The organism is Paucisalibacillus globulus, assembly GCF_900184735.1.
Lineage (GTDB): Bacteria > Bacillota > Bacilli > Bacillales > Amphibacillaceae > Ornithinibacillus > Ornithinibacillus globulus_B.
The window spans coordinates 217,949-238,037 of record NZ_LT855392.1; the positions used below are offsets into that span (position 1 = coordinate 217,949).

Consider the following 20,089-nt stretch of genomic DNA (forward strand, 5'->3'; position numbering starts at 1 on the left):
AGGTACTCTCGAACAGATGTCGCCCCTGTGCTGACAGTAAAAGCGTAGTATATTTCCGGAGCGGGTCTATGCGCTTTTCATGTTCGTTCGGATTTTAATCAACTAAAACTCTTTTGTCCCAGCCTCTACTTTATAATTTTCATTTAACGTCTTAGTTGTAAACCGGTAAATGTTAATGGTCCGATAAGGAAGATATCAGGGTCTTCAGCCTTAATAGATAGTACATAAGTTACGTTAGTTTGATCCTCTGTTGCAACATCCACATGAGCAAATGGTGCTACAGTCTCATCATCATGATCACCGTCGATATCAAAATCACTACGGTAAATTTCCTTTCCGTCGATTAACACTGGTGATTGACCTTTGAAGATGCTAATTTCCACATCTGTTTCTGGATCGCCTGCTTCACTTTCCAAACCAACAACACCATTCAACCATACGACATCACCCGCACACAGTTTAGGGAACGTAATAGTTGCAACTTTTTTCTTACGATTATTCGGAAGGCGCTCTCTATACTTATCTTTGTTTGGATCCAATTTATCCCAACGGAAGTCCACTACATTATTTACGTTTTGTGGTTGACCACAATGTTTATCATGCTTGTTGTCATGCTTGTTATCATATTCATTTCCTCGTCTATCCATATCACCCATCACTCCTCTTTCATAATCCTTATAATTTCTACTCATCCACTTTCACCTCCTTACACTTTATTAGATGCAAGAGGGGAGTTAGATGATAGAGATAATAGTTTATGTTACGTAAAATGTATGTCTATCACTATGAACATCACCCAAATAGGTGAAAACTAGACTATAAAACTACCCCACCGCAGATGTTCTGCATAAGCTATAGGAACTACGTATAAAAGGGGTGAGAATATTGGATAGGCATAACAAACATCGATGCTATGATGAGAATTGCGTTTGTGAAGTAGTAGAGAAAATAGTTAAAGCACAAAACAGAGTTGCGCAAGAAGCAACGAATTGTGACACTAGTTGTCAGCAATCTATTCGTGATTTGCTTTCACCAACAAGAGAGAACCAAAATACTACAGTACCTTTCATTTTGTATTGCAAAGAGGGTTGTAAGCCATTTATTGCTAGTGGTGTTCATAAACAGCCAATCGAAGGATTCCCTAATGATAGATATTACGAGTGTATTGAAACACCAGTATTACGTGCTAAACAGTTCACAAAGAAGGACCGTTGTTGTGTAAATGTAGAATTATTAAGACCAGTTAATGCTAATGGCTGCCCGGTTACTGATAAAGGCGATAAACTATGCGACTTTTTCAAGGATAAAACACCGTATAGAACCATTCAATTTCAAGAAACTGGTATTTGTTTAACGATTGACTTAAAAGATTTCTTAGGTATTTCTTGTTTAGATGCTACTAGACCTCTACCCAAATAGAACTTATATTAGAAATAGTATTGTATAGAAGAAATATATTAATATAGATACTAACTGTGCGGAGAAAACATTAGTGCCATGTTATGCACTAACACATTAAGATAAAATCATAACCATCCCTTAAGTTAATGGGGATGGTTTTGATTTTACGAATCATTAACAGGAAATCGGCCGTGGATTTTCATGATAAACTTGGAGAATTTATTAACAAATGGTAATGCAATTAAGGAACTAAGCGCGTTAAAGAGAACACTAATATGAGCTACTTGGACATCAGGACTATCTGCCAAATAAGTTCCCACATCAGCAAGTACACCGATGAACGGGAAGAACACAATAACCCCTAACACATTAAGCCAAATATGGGACCAAGCGGTTAGCTTTGCTTCTCTTCCACCACCAATAGAGGCTAACCACGCATCAAAACAAGTTCCAATATTAGCACCTAATACGATAGCTACTGCAGTATCTAGGTTTAATATACCGACTGCAATGAATCCCATTGTAATTCCGGTCGTGGCGGTACTAGATTGAATAATAGTTGTTAATAATGCCCCGGCTACAACTGCATAGAATAGATTATTATCGAGAACCAAGAACAATTGGCCAATGAATTGCATTCCCTGTAACGGTTCTGCTAGGGTTTGAAATCCCCACATTGCCCCGAAAACAGCTGCTAATCCTAAAATAGCTATACCAATATTACGGAAACTTTTCTTATTAATGAGGAAAAGAACAACCCCAATACCGGCCATTGGAAGAATCATCGCATCAATATCCAGTGCAATTATTTCGGTTGTTACCGTAGTTCCAATATTGGCCCCTAAAATAATTCCAATGGACTGGCTAAAAGTGAGCATTTTACCAGCTACTAAACCGATTACAATGATTGAAACAGCCGAACTACTTTGTAGGATTGTAGTAACAACCATCCCTAGTAGGAGACCTTTCCACGGGGAATCTGTTAATTTTGTTAAAAGATTTTTTAGCCGATCAGCTGATAAGTTAAATAGTCCCGTTCTTAAAAGATACATTCCAAATAGAAATACACCCAATGTAAGAATAAACAGGAGTAATTGATACAAGTTTTCACCTTCTTTCTCACACATAAAATAAACGGGATCAACTAAGGAGCTATTTACACAGGGTTAACAAGAAGTCTATTTATTGGAACGGTTCACAGGTTGTTGAATGGCAACTGGTTGAGTAGGAATCGTAACTACTTTTTCCCGAATTGAATCAGGCTCAAAGTCGGTTACTAGAGTCCTTAATGTTTGGTTTACTTGCTTTTTAGTTAGTTTTCTAAAAAATGTAACCTGATAGACAAATAGACCAGCAATAAGTGAAATAAACATTACTTCTAGCATGAATTCACCTCCCCTATACCATTACAATATGTATATATTAATAGATTCAATTGGACAAATATTGATATACGTAAAAAATGTGTAGGAAACTAGATAAATGATAATCATTTGTAGACTTGGACAATAGATAATTAAGTAATGGTCAAGGTAAAATCCCTATGGAACAGACCCCTCCCCTCTATGTTGACGTAACCTATTTTCTAATCAAGCGGACATTAATCCAAACACTATCTATTAAAATGAATAATATATAACACTTATTAAAATGGAAATTTGGGGTGTTCATAGAGAAAATCTTCTAAAAATTAACCAATGATAAGGAGGTATATTATGGACGGAGGGCCAATCGTATTAATGGGAATTGATGCAGAGGATTACTCACAAGGTGGTTATCACGGACCAATCTCTAGTTACGCAACCATTGTTAGTAGTGTCCTGAATAATGTTACTAATGATGGTGGAGGAATCCTAGTAATTGGAGGAGGCAAAGACCGATTTGACGACGTAACAAGATTTTGGAACGCTGTTTCATTGGATATCAATCAGACTGTATCCTTCGCTAACGGAGACGGTATTGCTAATATATCCTTTTCTCAATTTGCTTTGCTAGCTATTGCCAGTAGTATAACTTCAACCCCTTCTGGAGGATTAACACAAGAAGAAAATAAACTATTAGTTTCTAGAAAAAAAGATATTGCCAAATTCGTGAATACTGGTGGGGGACTTATTGGTTTCAGTCAAACAGGGTTGACAAAACCATATGCTTATCTAACTAATATTGGTAAATTCCGGGTGAATACAAATTTAAATTACGACAATATCACATCGACACCCGCAGGAAGATCGATAGGTATTGCAAACTCTAACTTAGATATCGCCATATGGCATGATGAATATGTTACTTTTCCTTCCTTCCTGCATGTATTAGCAATTAATAATAGTACAGGAAAAGCAGCTGCAATTGGTGGAAGAAGTGTTACTCCTTCAAAAATCTTATAGCTAAAAAAATATGCCATACTATAACCAAACACTAACTTTTTGTTTGAAACTTCTCCTCCCTATTAATTTTTCATTAGTTAATTTTTGTAAGGACAAGTAGTGTCTATCGCTTGATTATATTTATGTAAATATTCTAACAATTTAATTTCAATATGATGAGAAATGGGTATATGCTATTTCGTTTGCACCGTTCAAGACATAAAATGCATTATTCTTATACTCGTTTACTTAACCATCCGTTACAAGTTTGTCTTTATAAGATTTTAGAGTATAACGAATATCCATCCTAAACTTTTGAGGTGCATATTGTGAGCTTTGAATTTATTATTTTAGGATTTATTGTTGGAATATTAATCGGTGTAGCTGGCGTAGGTGGAGCATCTCTTCTCACACCTAGCTTAATTTTCATGGGAATCCCCCCTGTAATTGCTATCGGTACTGACTTTTTATATAACTCTGTAACAAAGGCATTTGGCACATTACAGCATTTAAAACAAAAAACAGTAAATATTAAACTTGTAAAATATTTTTCTATTGGGAGCCTCCCCTCTGCCATTATTGCTAACTTTCTCTTTCACTATTATTTATCAGATTACTATAATGAATCCCTTATTCTTTTATTGTTAGGAATAGTCTTAGTAAGTATTTCTCTTTTAACTCTAATACAGTTTGTTTTCAACTTTGAAATCATACGTTCATGGAAGGAAAAAGATATTAATGACAAAAGAACATTAATCATTGTAATTGGAATAGTCCTTGGAGTAATTGTAGGAATAACTTCAGTTGGAGCGGGTAGTCTCTTTGCAATAATACTTCTGTATTTCTTTAATCTAAAATCTTCAGAGCTTGTAGGAACAGACATAGCCCATGCTTTTTTACTCACCACAATACCAGGTATTCTAATGGCATTTTATGGTCATGTAGATTTCCATTTATTGCTACTTCTTCTCTGTGGGTCCATACCAGGATCTATCATCGGCAGTAAATTAACCTTAAAACTCCCTTCCGTGTTTATCCGCCTTCTTATCCTCATCATTATCTTTTTTACTGGGCTAAAATTAATCGTTGGGTAAAAGCACATTCTTTATTATGCAGGTTTTCTAACTTAGTTTTTTTCTTGTACATTTCTATCATTAGAGAAGGAAAATCAGTAACCCTAGGAATAGTTTATTTTAAGGATTAATAAAAAAGAGGCTGGGACATAACTAAAAGTATAAGTTGAGAACCTGAACGATACGCCACATTAGCTCCGGAAATATACGGAGACTCCTACGGGAGGATAGGCATCGGTGAGACCCCGGAAGAGCTTTAGCTCTGAGGAGGCTTACCAGCCGCCCGTGGCAAGGTAGACACTGTGAGGTACTCTCGAACAGATGTCGCCCCTGTGCTGACAGTAAAAGCGTAGTATATTTCCGGAGCGGGTCTATGCGCTTTTCATGTTCGTTCGGATTTTAATCAACTAAAACTCTTTTGTCCCAGCCTCTTTAAACTAAACCAATTTCTGTCCACAGTTCGAACAAAAATTTGCTCCATTTGTTTTTTGTCCGCAGTTAGGGCAGAAGTTTGGAGCTTTATTTGTTCCTTCAGATGGTTTATTAGACTCAGATTGAGTAGGTTCATTTTGATTCTGTTGATTCTGGTTTTGTTGCTTCATTTGATCTTGAGAATTATTCTGATTCATATTATCCATCATTTTATTCGCCATTGTCATTCCCATCATCATACCTGCCATATCACTCGCCGTACCAGATCCTTGTAGTTTACCTGAAGCCATTGCATCTGTAACGGAAATCTGCTGGTACTTGGAAACATCTCCTACCATACCATGTGAGGCACTTTTATTAATCATATCTTGAACTTGCTTTGGATAGTTGAAGTCCCCCACGCTAAAACCTGTAATGGTCATTCCCATTTGATGAATTTCCATATCTAAGTCTTCCTGAATTCCTCTAGATATCTCGGTACTGTTCATCTGTAAATTGAGGATATCCTTGCCTGCACGTGTAATCCATTTCATTAATAATTGATCCAAGATAGTCGTTATTCGAATTTTCACATCATCAACCAAATAACGATTCTTCACACCTGCAATATTATCAATAAGTGCAATATAATCATTTACTTTAAACTCAAATGTACCATTTGCTCTAATAGGTAAACCTCCTGGGAGATTTAGTTGAGGTGCTGGAATATTTATTGCATTTCTTGTTCCCCACTTCACATTAAATATTTTGGTATTAACAAAAATAACCTCTACTCGTAAGCCACTATTAAAGCCAAATTTAAATCCTTTCAACGTAGAAAGAAAAGGGATGATTTCAGATTCAATATTATAATCCCCTTCATCCTTAAAGACACCTTCAATTTTTCCATTATAAAGAAAAATTGCATCCTGCCCTGGACGGATGATTAATCTACTACCCTTTTTAATTTCCTTATTACTCCACTTCCAAAATATCATATCATCACGGAACTCATCCCATTCAATAACATCAGCAAATTGGTTTCTGAAAAAAGACATATGCAACTCCCTTTCGCTTTTTTTATAGTCAAATTAATTAGAACTTCCCTCGGCTTCCACTATAGGAGTGACCTCCACCTGTTACTCCACCACCGCCGCCACCTTTGTTATTATTTTGTGGCTTTCTACGTTTGGTGACACTTTTCGTTAGATAAATATCTTTTCGCTCTAACACTTGAAAATTCCCTGTATATGTTCGTTCATTAACCGTGACTTTCCCTCCAGAGTTATAAGCCATGGATCCAACTACTACTCCGGCAAGCCCTATTGCCACTATAAGATGAAACCATGTTTTTAATAGAAAACTATCTGGGTTAACTCCAGGCATGTATTCCATATATTCAGAACCTAGTTCAATGTATTGGGTAAAGGCATCATAATAATTGCCACTTGATAAACTTGGTGTTATTTTTTCCCTGATTAATGTTGCCCGTTGATCATCCAGATACTTTTTCCCCTTATAAAACCCGGCTATCATTACATCTCTTTCGCTCATATCAAGTGCCAAGATTACCGTGTTTCCATGTGGTTTATCAAAACCAAATGCCATATCATCATAGAAACTTTCTATAAAAGGTTTAATATCCTTACCATCAGCGTCCTGTGTGGTGACAATAATAAAGTCCATTTCGTGTTCTTTACCATGCTGCAAGGATAAATTCTCCAGCCTGGCGATTTCATCATCTGTTAATAGATTAGCATAGTCATACACTCGTTGTTTAGTCTCATCCGCGTAAACATTACTAAAAGATCCAAAAATAAAAATGATAGAGAAAATACTAGTAAGAATTATTATTCGCTTTTTCACCAGATATCCCCTCCAACAATTAGCGTAAGGACCTTAGCAGCAATAAATGTTGCTGCGGCAATACTGCCAAACCACGCAGATACTTTTGCCATACTAAGTGGAGGTTTTCCAACCACTTTTCCATTAACACCATTCATTGCAAAGGTGTGTTCTTGCTTATCATAATCATAATATACCATCCATACTGGTAGAAGAACGTAATGTGCCTTTGTTTCCTTCGTATCGACACGCTTTTCTTCGTAACGAACAGAAGAATACCCACTAATTGTGGAACTAATATATCTATCAATATAACTGCTGACTTTAGATTTCACACGAGGAAATAATTCTTTGTTATCATAGTTATATTTTTCCGCTAAGTAGCCTGCTAGATATGGTGTTTTAAAGTCTTTTAAACTTCCATAGTCATATGGTTCTAATTTATCCATTAAATCGTCATTCATTTTCTCCGATGCATCAACTGGAACTTTATTAAAGGTTAAATCTATTTTTCGGTGTACATCATAGTACTTTGTTTCTGTATAGATGTAGTTACCTTGCGTATATTCCCTCACCCTAGTAGCTCTTGCTTTAACCTTTGCAATACTATGTAAATCATAAATCCAGAATGGGACATATATGCCTGTCATTGACTTAATACGGTCTGCTGACATAAAACCGGTTGGTGTCAATCTACCATTTTTACACCATTTCTTAAATGCTTGAATTGCCTCATCCTTACTAATTTGAAATGGAATAACCATGTCCGGTGCATGAATGCCAGAAACCCGATCAGCCAAGACCACCGCAGCGCCACAAAAGCTACATGATGTAGCAGATGTATCAGCATCAGTTATCACTGCTGCACCGCAATTATTACATACATATTCTTTCGCTTCATCAACTGAAAACCTTGTCGTTATATACTCATCAGAGAAATCCTCGATTGATTCTGTACGTCCACAACTTCCACAAGTTAACTTACCAGACTCACTGTCAAATGCCATGTCATCACCACAATTTGGGCATTTATATTGAATGACCATTTCTCTTCCCCCCTAACTCAATTTATCGTTTTAGTTTATCTCTTAACATTTCCAATTCTGTGTTTACATCATTACTTTCATCATATTTCTGGTCCAGCTTATCCATGTCATAATCGAGACCTTTTCTTAACTCTTCTAATGTCTCTGCTTCCGCCAATGCCCGATTAGCCTTTTCTTCTAATTGGTCAAAAGTAGTTAAACGAACGTTTGATTGAGACAACCCAATCTCGTTTAATTGTTGTTTACTCTTGGCAGTAGCTAATTTTCCAATAATCCGGTCACGTTGTTCGGAAAGTTGGTTTAAGTCTTGGGTTAGTTTTTCCTGGACTAATGTCATTTGTTCGACCTTAAGTCCAGCTATTTCATATTGTTTTTCATAATTTTGCTTTTTAGGTTCCAAGCTTACTTTCTCATCCAAAAACCTACGTGCTTTATCCTCATCACCAGTTTCTAAAGATTTCATCGCGTACCGTTCCATTTTATTCATTTCTGCTTGGCACTCATGAAGGTTCCGTTTCAACCGTTCTCTAAGGGAAATCGCCGCTTCAAGCTCTCCCTTTATTTCTCTAACCTCTCGCTCTACTTCTCTTATATATTTCTGGACTTCCGCTTCTGGTTTTTTTGCCTTCTCTATTTTTACTTGTATATTGCTCTCTAAAATCGCTCGTAATCGTGTTAGTATACTCATTCCACTACCGCCTTCCACTACTTTTATAGTACCTATTTATACGTAATATTGGAATAGAAGGTTTCAAGATAAGAAAAGCTGGATGGTTTACCTACTAAAAAAGCATTTTTATCCAATGTTAGAAACTTTAACCACACGGGTGTACAGTCTCTTAAACTTGTATAAATCAAACATACGAGTACCATATTAAGCTTACATTATTAGGAAATTATCTTGCAACTACCGTTGGTACGAATTAAAGGAGAATATACTATGGATAAAACTACCTATCAAGGTACAAATAAAATGATCATTGGGATTGTATTTGGTGTTATTACTTTCTGGCTATTTGCTCAGGCCATGGTAAACATTGTACCCGCAGCACAAGAGGATTTGGGTGTTAATTTAGGGACATTAAATATCGCTATAAGTCTTACCTCATTGTTCTCTGGGATGTTTATTGTTGTAGCCGGAGGGCTGGCAGACCGGGTAGGTAGAAAGAAACTCACCTATGTTGGGTTAATTTTTAGTGTTATTGGTTCTTTATTTCTTGTCCTTGCACAGGGGTCTATTCTGTTAATTATTGGTCGTGTCTTACAGGGATTATCGGCTGCGTGTATTATGCCAGCTACAATCGCTTTTGATGAAGGCATATTTTGAAGGTAAAGAAAGGCAACGAGCCTTAAGTTATTGGTCTATCGGTTCTTGGGGTGGTTCTGGTGTGACATCTTTTGCTGGGGGAGCAATTGCAACCTACATGGGTTGGAAATGGATTTTTATTATTTCCATTATCTTCGCGTTACTAGTTAGGGATGTACCTGAAAGTAAAACAGAGACAACGGATTAATTCAAATTCGACTACGGTGGTCTAACCATATTCATTATAACTATGCTTGCTTTAAACATTGTGATCACACAAGGAGCTGATTTTAGATGGACTAGCCTATTAACTCTGTGTTTGATAGCAATTGTAATTATAGGGATCATTGCCTTTGTCCGTTATGAAGGAAAACGGGAACACAGTCCACTAATTGATTTTAAGTTATTTAAAAACAAACCCTATACAGGAGCAACTATTTCTAACTTTTTGTTAAATGCTGTCGCTGGTACTCTAATCGTTGCCAATACGTATGTCCAAGTAGGACGTGGCTTTACAGCATTTCAATCCGGAATGTTATCTATTGGTTACTTAGTAGCGGTCCTGGCCATGATTCGTGTTGGTGAAAAAGTTATGCAACGGGTTGGGGCCATAAATCCAATGATTTGGGGGACTATTGGTACTTTAATAGGAGTTGCCATCATGGGATTAACCTTTTTACCTGACTTTATGTACACCATTGCGGTTTTTGTTGGATTTATCTTATTTGGGTTAGGTCTTGGTATGTATGCTACTCCATCGACTGATACAGCCGTTGCCGGTGCTCCTGAAAATAAGGTTGGAGAAGCTTCCGGAATTTATAAAATGGCAAGTTCATTAGGTAATGCATTTGGAGTTGCTATATCTGCGACGGTTTATAGTATAGTAGCTAACGTGAGTTCCGTCAATGTGGCCGCGACTGCAGGGATTATAACAAATGTTATTTTTGCTATACTATCATTAATCGCTATTATCGTACTAGTTCCAAAAAGTATTACTGAAACCAAAAGAACGAGACCAACTACAAAACCATTAGGTGCAGGACGTTAACGGGATGTTCCAGAGAGAAAGAAAGGCGATGAAAGGCAATGAAAGAAAAATTAATGAAAATGCTGGAATCACGAAACGACGAAATGATTAAGATTCGACGATATTTACATGAGAATCCAGAACTATCCTTTGAAGAAGAAAAAACAGCTAACTATATTGCTGATTTCTACAAGGATAAGGATGTTGAAATTGAAACGAACGTTGGGAATGGATACGGGATAATTGTTACCATTAAGGGTGGAAAAGAAGGCAAGACCATCGGATTACGAGCGGACTTTGATGCCTTACCAATCACTGAGCAAGCAAATGTCCCGTTCAAGTCCAAAAATGATGGGGTCATGCATGCATGTGGTCATGATGCTCATACGGCATATCTACTTGTTCTCGCTGACTGTCTGATTCAACTGAAGGATGAGTTAAAAGGTAAGGTTAAAATCATTCACCAACATGCAGAGGAGGTACCACCTGGTGGTGCAAAAAGTATTATGGAAACAGGTAAACTGGACGAATTAGAAGCTATTTTTGGTATACATCTTCTACCTCTCGCTCCTGCAGGAACAGTCGGTTATCATAGTGGTTATTCATTTAATGGAAGAACCTATTTTAAATTAGTGATTAAAGGTAAAGGCGGACATGGCTCTTCCCCAGATAAGGCCAATGATTCCATTGTCGCAGGTAGCTATTTCGTTACAGCAGTTCAAACCATCATAAGTCGTAGAGTCACCCCGATGAAATCTGGAGTTGTGACCATCGGTTCGTTTGACGGAAAAGGAACCTTCAATGTTATTAAAGACAGTATTGTAATTGAAGGAGATATCCGTTATTCCGATGACGAGGTCCAAAACGTAATTGAACAAGAATTTCATCGAATAGTTAAGGGAATAGAAGAGTTATTTGGTGTAGCTTGCGAATTAACGTATACACCGGATTACCCACCTCTATATAATGACCCGGAATTAACAGAATTTATTGCTGATGTACTTAAAAATTCGAATGAAAAAGAAATTAAGAAAGTAGAAGAGTTCCCTAAAATGGCACCATCCGATGATTTTGCCTATTATCTAGAGAAAATCCCTGGTTCTTATTTCTATATTGGTTGTACACCAAAAGGCGTTAGCGAACCTTACTTTAATCACCATCCGAAATTTGATTTGGATGAGGATGCTCTTCTTGTAGCAGCAAAAGCAGTTGGAGAAGTAACATATAACTTTTTGGAAGAAAGTAAGGATTGAATTCTTGATGTTAAAAAAGCACAACAGACCTCTTTGAAGTTTGTTGTGCTTTAATAGTCACCCGTTATAACTATCCTTCTTCCATGGCGGATTACCTTTTTCAAGTAGCTTTTGATTTATTCTATAGACAGCATAAGGTATTACAAAAGCCAGAACGGTACCTATAATAATAAGTTTTTCAGGAATGAACCCTAGTAAAAAATCAAACACACTCCCACCATACTTTCTATTCTTTAGATTTATCTACTACACCATCAGTGCGAACTTCCGCCTTGACCGTAACTTTCACATTACTTTCACTAAAATAGTTCTCACCACGTTCCCAGTCCTTTTTTACCTTTTTCCATGTATCATAGTGGAATTTCTCTAGTTTATCTGCGAAGCCGAATATATCTGCCTCAAGTTCTTTTTGAGCTTTGTCAATTACTTGATTTGTAATAGCTTTTACTTTTTCAGATATTTCCTCTTCTAGTTCTTGAATGACTTTAGGGTCTTCTAGTATGACGGTACCAAAAGTTTCTTGTATTTCACCTTCCATTTGTATCGTCACATTAATATCGATGTTATCCGGACGATCTGCATCAATAGTTATTTTACTTTTTGATTTCATGATCGAATACGCAGTTAAATGTTCCTTATAGTTTATAACAACTGGTCCTTGTACTTCCTGTCCCGTTATTAATTCAAATCCAAGCATCTCCTCCAAATCTAGATTACCGATTATACTTTTAGAAACTCCTTTATAAACAGCCCCACCCTCAAAAGTTATCTTCTTATCATCTGCTGTTACCTCTGAGAGTACGAAACTACTTTTACTAAGTAAATACTCATGAATATCACCAATTCTTACGGGCTTCATTTCACCTGTCTTTCGCATGCTATTTTCCAGAATTCTATCGATATACCGGGCAGGTAGCTTTTCTGTATCGGGTTGAACATTTAAAATATCCATTGCTTTTCCTTTTGAAACGATGACTTTAATTCCTCGACGAGTATCTCTATTTCGGATAAACACATCCAGTACATTGGCAAAAAGCTCCGGTATAGCTAGTACTTCTTCCGAAACAATGATTAACTTTAAGTGTTCAAAAAATGGCATTTTATTTGTCTGGTTTGCCAAGTTCTGAGCAATATCATAAATACTAGTCCCACTTGCAGATAAATTCATAAAGCTCTTACCACCACCTCCCCCACTTTGACTAGGGGTGCCCAGGCCAGATGGTACGGCAAACTGGTTCGTTAATATTAATTGATAATTTCCATCTGATTTGCCTTCTTCAGCTACGTCAATTGCCATTCCTACAATAAAACCGCGTTCTTCAATATTAACTGAATCCCAACAACCTGAGAGTAACATTAGGGCAATAAAACAGCTCAAAGCTTTATTTATTCGCTTTATCATTACGCCCCACTCCTCTTATTTTAGCTGCAAAGACCAATATGATTGTTATCGAAAATGCAAACGAAACCAGAAACATATGGATGAAGTCTTGAAACATATTAATTTGACTAATATTCCTAGGGAGTAGAGCAATATAGTATATGATTGGACTCAATATGATAACAAGCTTAACTTTCTTCATACGCTTCAAAACAGAATTTAATGCTAAAATAGCTGCATCAAATGCCAATGTGGTTCCATTAAAAACACCCATTGTCCAAACAATAAAGAAGAATGCTTCTACTCTTTCTAATATACCCCCTGGTACCTCTATTCGTTTCGCCAAATCAATGGTAGGAAATAATAAGTTGGATGTTGCCGCATGTCCAAAAATCATGAGACAGAATAAATAGACTAATATGAACAACACAATGGGGATCAACATACCAAGCATAGCGAGTTTAGGTGCTTTTTTTGGCTTATCCACAAAGGCAATATAGAATAAGACAATACTAAACCCCATATAAGCCATTACACTGGTTTGTAATCCTTTTACATAACTCTTAAGATCGGTTTGAAATACTGGCAATAAATTAGTCACATCAACCCACTTTATATTAATCACCAATACAAATAGTAATACGATATTAATGATTGGAAAAAACAACATATTTAAGCGAAATAAGGCTGCTCGAGAACCACATACGGCATAGACTATCACCAGTAAAAATGAGAGGGAAACAACTTCAACTGGTGTCTGTTCAAATAAATATTGTTGGGATGTCTGTCCCAGCACCCGTATATAATAAGCCGCTACGCCAATAAACAAAACCCCAAATATAAGAGTAAGTACAATCGCAACTGGCTTCGAAAGAATAGTGGAAGCATAAGATAAAAAGGATTGTCCAGGAAAGCTTGCTGCAAGTCGAGCCATCATCCAAATAATTAGAAGACTAAATCCACCTGCAACTAAGAGAACAATCCATCCATCAGAACCATTCATATCATTGGAAATTTCCTTTGGTAACGAGAGAATGTCAACACTAATAACGATGGATGGCAAGGCAATCATTAATTCTCTACCACTAATTTTCTCATCACCATATTTGAATGATCTCATCCACCGTTTGCTCCTTTATCAACAGATTTTGCATCCTTAGGAGCCAAAAACTTTGGCCTTTCTGTTAGCATCGTCATCGGTGCACGGATGACAAGGTCTTTCCAGTCCCCTACCATAGTTGGTGTAAAAGGTGTTGAATATGGTATACCAAAACTCTTTAAATTGACCACATGAATATTAATCATAATATAGACAAGTACGATTCCATATAAACCAAAAATTGCTGCAGCTAGCATAAAACCAATGCGTAAGATACGGAATGTAATACCGATACTGAATGTTGGATTTGCAAATGCAGCAATAGCAGTCAGACCGATTACTATTACCATAATTGGACTAACGATACCTGCTGAAACAGCCGCTTCTCCAATTACCAACCCACCTACAATTCCAATTGTCTGACCAATTGGTGTAGGGAGTCTTATACCGGCCTCCTGTAGTAATTCCATTGTGATTACCATTAAAAATGCCTCCACTACCGGAGGAAATGGAACACCTTCCCTTGATGCAGCGATAGAAAGCGCAAGATCAGTTGGTAGCATTCCTGGATGTATGGTTACTAATGAAATATATAAACCTGGCAGAAATAGTGCCATAAAAGCGGCGAGATAGCGTAAGAATCTTAGTAATGAACCTATCAACCACCTTTCGTAATAGTCCTCAGGCGATTTTAGTATATCCCCTAATGTGACAGGTGCGATTAATACAAATGGTGTCCCATCTAACAGAATGACCACTTTTCCCTGTAGGAGTGCTGAGGCTGCTCTGTCCATTCTCTCCGTATTATTCATCTGTGGAAACGGAGATAGAAAACTATCCTCTATCCACTGTTCAATAAATCCAGCCTCTGGTGCGTCGTCAATATCGATGGTTTCTATCCGTCGGTTGACCTCTCCAACAATTGCTGGATTAATAACACCGTCCACATAAGCAACAACAAGACTTCGCTTGCTACGTCGACCAATTTGATGTGTCTTAAATCTTAGATCTGGGCTCTGAAGGGATCTTCTAAGTAGCGATAAATTTGTTCCAAGATTCTCAACAAACGCCGTTTTGGGTCCACGAACAACCGTTTCTGTAGTAGGTGCTTCAATTCCACGACTCTCCCCACCTTTGGTATCCATTAGTAAGACGGTTTCCGTATTATCTAAAAAAAGGACTGTTTTACCCGAAAGAATTCCATTAGTAACATCATCAAGAGTATTCCCTAGCTCTATGGAAGTGATGGAAATAAATGATTGATAGATCTTATGGAATAGCCCTACATTTTCTATGGGATACTGCAAATTTTGAGACACATTTTGCAAATTAACTAAAATACTATCCTGTACTAATTGTCTATCGATCAATCCACTGATATAAACAATAGCACTGGTGATATTTGCCTCCTCAAACTTGATTTCCCTAACTACTAAATCATTTGGAGCATCTAAAAGCTTTTTTAACTGTTGGATATTTGTATTTAAATTACTATCTAGTTTGACTGGTTTGCTTGGTGACTCTTCATGTTGCTTTGATTTCTTATTGCTCCTCGTATATACTCGACGTACCATGAAATCCCTCTAGTCTTTAAAAGTTCTCTCCTTTTGTTTCCCTATTTTATGGTTTTTTATACCAATATTGGTGTTCGGTATGTAGATCCTGGTGAACTTCTATTCAATAGAAAATGTATTGATTCAACAGGAATATAACTAGTCCAAATTATCTGTACCCTAACTTTATTTGTCTTTAAGGATAGTTTTAAGTTGATTCATTAGTTGCATATACAGGCAATAATTTTTCTTCTATAATCAACTTTAGAAAACGCTTTCATTACTAACACCGTTACTTATCTAATATAACCATTAAGGAGGAGAGAAGTTTTGCGTAGATTACTCTATGTTGTAATGTTCATTACCTTGTTTAGCACCATTTTATTCCACCCTGGAACAACAATGGCAGAATCTAATCATACTCATGAGCCAACTATAGAAAAACAAAATGCAAAAAAGTCATCATCCAAACCTCACCCAAAATTCACATGGGGAAGCCCTAGACCAATATCACCTGTTCTACATCCCGGCTCAGTTAGAGGGGCTGGAATGATACAAGAGCCGTTATTGAATATTGGTCCAGTAATGGAAAATATGATTGCTAGCGGAGCATTTCCTGGTGCAGTTACCTTTGTTGCTAAGGGTGGGCATATCGTTCAACATGAAGCATATGGACATGCATACCTCTATGAAGATGACAACTTTACGGAAGCTGAGAACCAAATTCCAATGAGGAAAGATACCATTTTCGACCTTGCTTCCATAAGCAAAATTTTCACTACAACAGCGACAATGAAACTATATGAAGATGGCCACTTCGAGTTGGATGATCCAGTTGCCATGCATCTTCCTGAATTCGCTACGAACGGAAAAGAGGATGTAACGATTAGTCAATTAATGACCCATACTTCCGGATTTCCACCAAGTGCACCTGTATATGATGTAGAAGGGGACCGTGAAGCAAGGCACCAATATGTACTTCAATACCCTCTCTCTAATGAACCTGGAACAGTATACACTTACAGTGATTTAAACATGATTACATTAGGAATCTTAATTGAACGTCTTTCTGGTCAAAGGCTTGACCACTATGTGAAGGAAAACATCACCGAGCCTCTCAACATGAATGATACAATGTATAATCCACCTGAATCTTTACAATACAGAATTGCTGCTACAGAGTATATGCCTTGGACAGATAGAGGAATTGTCTGGGGACAAGTTCATGATGAAAAGGCATGGGCACTCGATGGTATTGCAGGTCATGCTGGAGTCTTCTCCACTGCACATGACTTAGCGATCCTAGCCCATATGTATCTAAATAAAGGTAGCTATGGTGGTAAACAAATATTGAAGCCTGAAACGGTTGATTTACTAGTAGAAAATCAAATACCTGAATTCCCTGGTGACGATCATGGACTTGGGTGGGAAATGTCACAGATGTGGTATATGGAAGGCTTATCAGAAGCCTCCTCATTAGGACATACGGGATATACTGGAACATCGATTGTCATCAATCAAAATAACGATACTATCGCGATTTTGTTGACGAATCGGGTGCATCCTACTCGCAATACCGTTTCAACTAATCCCGCTAGACGTAAGTTTACAGAACTAGTTGCAGATGCTATTCCAGTGTCGATGCCTAATAAGAAAGAAGGAGCATGGTTTGCAGGATATGGCGACCTATTAAATCGGACATTAATTGCAGAAGTGAATTTAGAAACGGATGCAACCCTCTCATTTGACACATGGTTTCGAACGGAGCAAGACTATGATTTGGGTATTGTAGAGATTTCAAGTGATGGGGAAAATTGGACAAAAATCTTGGATCCCTTTACAGGAACAAGTGTGGATTGGTTATCACAAGAAGTAGTGATTCCATCTGAAACAAGTCACATAAGATTCCGTTACGAAACAGATACTTATTACCATGGGCGTGGGTGGTATATTGCTAATTTAGAGGTGAAGGATTCAGATAATGTAGAAATACCATTAGATTTGATCAGCGATGGTTGGACAAAGAGGAACTATTAAAAGAGATGTTAGGTATTAAATAGTTCAGATACAAAGCTTCTTTATACTAGAAAATGCAGAACCTCATATTTATTTTGAGGTCTGCATTTTTTTAAAGTAATCAAGTTACTATATCATTTTTCTTTCCCAATGCCTATGTTCTGCAAGAGCTCGAATAAAGTCTTTTATCAACCTTGTACCAGCGCCATCTAACACTCCTAGATTGCCTTTAAGATTAGTCTCTTCTAAGATCTTTATTCCATCTTGGGATGCAGCAATTGGTTTGTAATGTTTATACGTCTCTTTTAAGTAATATACGGTTTGCTTATAGAACTCTGTATTTTGATTAGCACTTGACGCAATATAAATTGCATCATATAGGACAGGATCCGTTGTAGAGAATGTATGGTTAACCATTAGGTCTTGACTACCTGTTCCCATTACTCGCCCTTGTTTCTCACTAATAATTTCATAAGTTATACCTTCAGCATTTAATCCGTGTAATACTTCCATTACTTCCTTATCATTAAAACCATTATTAAGAATAACACCTACTTTTCGAGTTGCAGCAGTTTTAATTGTATTTAATTGACTTAATGATGGAAATGTTTTCGTTTCAGTTGAATTTTCCACCACTTTTGGTGGTTCTACTCCGATGTTTTCTGCTATTTTCTTCGCTAAACCAACATCCACATTCGCAAACATATCCACTACTTTTTGCCGGATATTCAAATTTTTTACATGGCCAACTTCAAAACTAAACGCATCGATTATATGCTTCTTTTCTGGATCACTCACACTATTCCAAAAGATTTTCGCCTGGGAGAAGTGATCACCGAAACTTTTGCTTCGTTGGCGTACCTTTTTTCCTTCTACTTTTTCTTGATAATGGGCATAGCCACCCTGTTCTTCACTAATCGGGTTCGGGGTATTATTTGCTAGTGAGTTACGACGATAGGATACGTTTCCTTTATTGATTGTTTGACGATGATATCCATCACGTTGATTATTATAAAATTGAACAACTGGCTTGTTAATTGGTATCTCATGAAAGTTTGGCCCACCTAGTCGAATCAATTGTGTATCGGTATAGGAAAACAACCTACCTTGTAGCAATGGGTCATTTGTAAAGTCAATTCCCGGAACAACATGTCCAGGATGGAAAGCTACTTGTTCAGTCTCAGCAAAAAAATTATCAACGTTTTGATTGAGTGTCATCTTTCCAATGATTTTTACCGGCACTTCTTCCTCAGGCCAAAACTTGGTCGCATCTAATATATCAAAATCAAAAGAAAACTCATCACTCTCCTCTATCATTTGCACGCCAAGTTCATATTCAGCAAAGTTCCCCATTTCAATCGCATCATATAAATCTCTTCGGTGATAATCTGGATCTTTACCACTAATTTTCTGCGCTTCATCCCAAACAAGGGAGTGAACACCAAGTTTAGGTTTCCAGTGTAGTCGAACAAAACGAGATACTCCATCTTTATTGACAAATCGAAACGTATTAATACTGAACCCTTCCATCATACGGTAGCTTCTCGGTACTGCTCTAGGGGACATAAGCCACATTATCTGGTTCGCTGTTTCTTGATTATTCACTACAAAATCCCATAATGTATCATGGGCAGCTGTAGCCTGCGGAATCTCGTTATGTGGTTCTGGTTTTATTGCATGAACAATATCAGGAAACTTAATCCCATCCTGAATAAAAAAGACTGGATGAATATTATTTACTAAATCATAATTTCCCTCTTCAGTATAAAACTTCGTAGCAAACCCACGAACATCTCTTACCGTATCAGCCGATCCACGTGACCCTACAACGGTTGAGAAACGAACAAATACAGGAGTCTTTTTTCCTGCTTCAGATAAAAACCCTGCTTTTGTATATTCTGTCATTGATTCATAAGCTTCAAATTCACCATGTACCCCAAATCCACGAGCATGCACAACCCGTTCAGGGATACGCTCATGATCAAAATGGGTCATCTTCTCACGGAAATGAAAATCTTCCATTAAAGTCGGGCCCCGTTCTCCTGCTGTTAAGGAAAGTTCGTCCTCCGATACTTTTAATCCTTGATTAGTAGTCATCTCTTTACCGGTATCTTCAACTTTAAAATGCTCTAATTGATCTTGTTTGCTCTTTTCATTCACTTTGTCTTTCTCATGCATAGTAAAATTTTCCTTTCATTATGTGCTACTAGTAACCTTTCCAACCTGATAAAATCCTATGCGCAAACTTAGCCAGATTTGTTAATAACGATGGGACTAGATAATATTTTACAAGTAAAAAGGCATTGCCTCTTTTG

Annotated in this window: 16 protein-coding genes and 1 pseudogene; 6 read left to right on the top strand and 11 right to left on the bottom strand. The window is 37.2% G+C overall.

Going from position 1 to position 20,089, the window contains the following annotated elements:
- Positions 1 to 143 precede the first annotated feature (143 nt).
- Positions 144 to 692 carry a hypothetical protein gene (locus BN999_RS12020; protein WP_096271681.1) on the bottom strand — a complete coding sequence of 183 codons (549 nt, stop codon included), beginning with the start codon at positions 690 to 692 and terminating at the stop codon, positions 144 to 146.
- A gap of 193 nt (positions 693 to 885) precedes the next feature.
- Between BN999_RS12020 and BN999_RS12025 the strand changes: the two genes are divergently transcribed.
- On the top strand, positions 886 to 1,419 hold the full coding sequence (locus tag BN999_RS12025; protein WP_176481960.1) for a CotY/CotZ family spore coat protein: 534 nt from the start codon (positions 886 to 888) through the stop codon (positions 1,417 to 1,419).
- 146 nt (positions 1,420 to 1,565) lie between these two features.
- On the opposite strand, the gene BN999_RS12030 is transcribed toward BN999_RS12025, so the two are convergent.
- Entirely contained in the window at positions 1,566 to 2,504 is a 939-nt protein-coding gene (locus BN999_RS12030; protein ID WP_096271685.1) for a Na/Pi symporter, read from the bottom strand.
- Positions 2,505 to 2,579: 75 nt separating this feature from the next.
- Entirely contained in the window at positions 2,580 to 2,786 is a 207-nt protein-coding gene (locus tag BN999_RS12035; protein WP_096271686.1) for a hypothetical protein, read from the bottom strand.
- A gap of 330 nt (positions 2,787 to 3,116) precedes the next feature.
- Between BN999_RS12035 and BN999_RS12040 the strand changes: the two genes are divergently transcribed.
- Positions 3,117 to 3,785, top strand: a complete 669-nt coding sequence (locus tag BN999_RS12040) for a hypothetical protein (protein WP_096271687.1) — start codon at positions 3,117 to 3,119, stop codon at positions 3,783 to 3,785.
- Positions 3,786 to 4,093: 308 nt separating this feature from the next.
- Positions 4,094 to 4,858: a sulfite exporter TauE/SafE family protein gene (locus tag BN999_RS12045; protein ID WP_096271689.1), complete on the top strand. Its 765-nt coding sequence runs from the start codon at positions 4,094 to 4,096 to the stop codon at positions 4,856 to 4,858.
- 416 nt (positions 4,859 to 5,274) lie between these two features.
- On the opposite strand, the gene BN999_RS12050 is transcribed toward BN999_RS12045, so the two are convergent.
- The 4 genes from BN999_RS12050 to BN999_RS12065 are packed head-to-tail and all read right to left on the bottom strand — an operon-like array spanning position 5,275 to position 8,827.
- A complete protein-coding gene (locus BN999_RS12050) occupies positions 5,275 to 6,306 on the bottom strand; it encodes an SPFH domain-containing protein (RefSeq protein ID WP_096271691.1) in 1,032 nt (343 codons plus the stop codon).
- Positions 6,307 to 6,343: 37 nt separating this feature from the next.
- Complete coding sequence (locus BN999_RS12055) at positions 6,344 to 7,114, bottom strand: TPM domain-containing protein (protein ID WP_096271693.1); 771 nt, start codon at positions 7,112 to 7,114, stop codon at positions 6,344 to 6,346.
- Positions 7,111 to 8,139 carry a TFIIB-type zinc ribbon-containing protein gene (locus BN999_RS12060; protein WP_096271695.1) on the bottom strand — a complete coding sequence of 343 codons (1,029 nt, stop codon included), beginning with the start codon at positions 8,137 to 8,139 and terminating at the stop codon, positions 7,111 to 7,113. The genes BN999_RS12055 and BN999_RS12060 overlap by 4 nt, the downstream gene beginning before the upstream one ends.
- 22 nt (positions 8,140 to 8,161) lie before the next feature.
- Positions 8,162 to 8,827, bottom strand: coding sequence for a PspA/IM30 family protein (locus BN999_RS12065; protein WP_096271697.1), 666 nt, complete (start codon positions 8,825 to 8,827; stop codon positions 8,162 to 8,164).
- Positions 8,828 to 9,079: 252 nt separating this feature from the next.
- On the opposite strand from BN999_RS12065, the pseudogene BN999_RS12070 reads away from it, so the two are divergent.
- Positions 9,080 to 10,493 (top strand): annotated as a pseudogene (locus BN999_RS12070) (MFS transporter).
- Between the two features lie 38 nt (positions 10,494 to 10,531).
- On the top strand, positions 10,532 to 11,725 hold the full coding sequence (locus BN999_RS12075) for an amidohydrolase (RefSeq protein WP_096271699.1): 1,194 nt from the start codon (positions 10,532 to 10,534) through the stop codon (positions 11,723 to 11,725).
- Positions 11,726 to 11,951: 226 nt separating this feature from the next.
- On the opposite strand, the gene BN999_RS12080 is transcribed toward BN999_RS12075, so the two are convergent.
- From BN999_RS12080 to BN999_RS12090, 3 genes are read right to left on the bottom strand one after another with little or no spacing between them, the layout of a single operon-like run.
- Positions 11,952 to 13,127: a Ger(x)C family spore germination protein gene (locus BN999_RS12080; protein ID WP_096271701.1), complete on the bottom strand. Its 1,176-nt coding sequence runs from the start codon at positions 13,125 to 13,127 to the stop codon at positions 11,952 to 11,954.
- The gene (locus tag BN999_RS12085) at positions 13,108 to 14,226 is read right to left on the bottom strand and encodes a GerAB/ArcD/ProY family transporter (protein WP_096271703.1); all 1,119 of its coding nucleotides are present in this window, start codon (positions 14,224 to 14,226) and stop codon (positions 13,108 to 13,110) included. The genes BN999_RS12080 and BN999_RS12085 overlap by 20 nt, the downstream gene beginning before the upstream one ends.
- Positions 14,223 to 15,779, bottom strand: coding sequence for a spore germination protein (locus BN999_RS12090; protein WP_096271705.1), 1,557 nt, complete (start codon positions 15,777 to 15,779; stop codon positions 14,223 to 14,225). Before BN999_RS12090 ends, BN999_RS12085 begins: the two co-directional genes overlap by 4 nt.
- 333 nt (positions 15,780 to 16,112) lie before the next feature.
- Here BN999_RS12090 and BN999_RS12095 point away from each other — a divergent pair, with 333 nt between their 5' ends.
- On the top strand, positions 16,113 to 17,795 hold the full coding sequence (locus BN999_RS12095) for a serine hydrolase domain-containing protein (protein ID WP_096271807.1): 1,683 nt from the start codon (positions 16,113 to 16,115) through the stop codon (positions 17,793 to 17,795).
- Positions 17,796 to 17,903: 108 nt separating this feature from the next.
- Here BN999_RS12095 and BN999_RS12100 read toward each other — a convergent pair whose 3' ends face one another.
- Entirely contained in the window at positions 17,904 to 19,952 is a 2,049-nt protein-coding gene (locus BN999_RS12100) for a catalase (RefSeq protein ID WP_096271708.1), read from the bottom strand.
- Positions 19,953 to 20,089 lie beyond the last annotated feature (137 nt).

Coding starts and splice junctions, on each gene's coding strand:
- BN999_RS12020 (WP_096271681.1), bottom strand. CDS start 692: ATGAGTAGAAATTATAAGGATTATGAAAGAGGAGTGATGGGTGATATG.
- BN999_RS12035 (WP_096271686.1), bottom strand. CDS start 2,786: ATGCTAGAAGTAATGTTTATTTCACTTATTGCTGGTCTATTTGTCTAT.
- BN999_RS12040 (WP_096271687.1), top strand. CDS start 3,117: ATGGACGGAGGGCCAATCGTATTAATGGGAATTGATGCAGAGGATTAC.
- BN999_RS12050 (WP_096271691.1), bottom strand. CDS start 6,306: ATGTCTTTTTTCAGAAACCAATTTGCTGATGTTATTGAATGGGATGAG.
- BN999_RS12060 (WP_096271695.1), bottom strand. CDS start 8,139: ATGGTCATTCAATATAAATGCCCAAATTGTGGTGATGACATGGCATTT.
- BN999_RS12065 (WP_096271697.1), bottom strand. CDS start 8,827: ATGAGTATACTAACACGATTACGAGCGATTTTAGAGAGCAATATACAA.
- BN999_RS12075 (WP_096271699.1), top strand. CDS start 10,532: ATGAAAGAAAAATTAATGAAAATGCTGGAATCACGAAACGACGAAATG.
- BN999_RS12080 (WP_096271701.1), bottom strand. CDS start 13,127: ATGATAAAGCGAATAAATAAAGCTTTGAGCTGTTTTATTGCCCTAATG.
- BN999_RS12085 (WP_096271703.1), bottom strand. CDS start 14,226: ATGAGATCATTCAAATATGGTGATGAGAAAATTAGTGGTAGAGAATTA.
- BN999_RS12090 (WP_096271705.1), bottom strand. CDS start 15,779: ATGGTACGTCGAGTATATACGAGGAGCAATAAGAAATCAAAGCAACAT.
- BN999_RS12095 (WP_096271807.1), top strand. CDS start 16,113: ATGTTCATTACCTTGTTTAGCACCATTTTATTCCACCCTGGAACAACA.
- BN999_RS12100 (WP_096271708.1), bottom strand. CDS start 19,952: ATGCATGAGAAAGACAAAGTGAATGAAAAGAGCAAACAAGATCAATTA.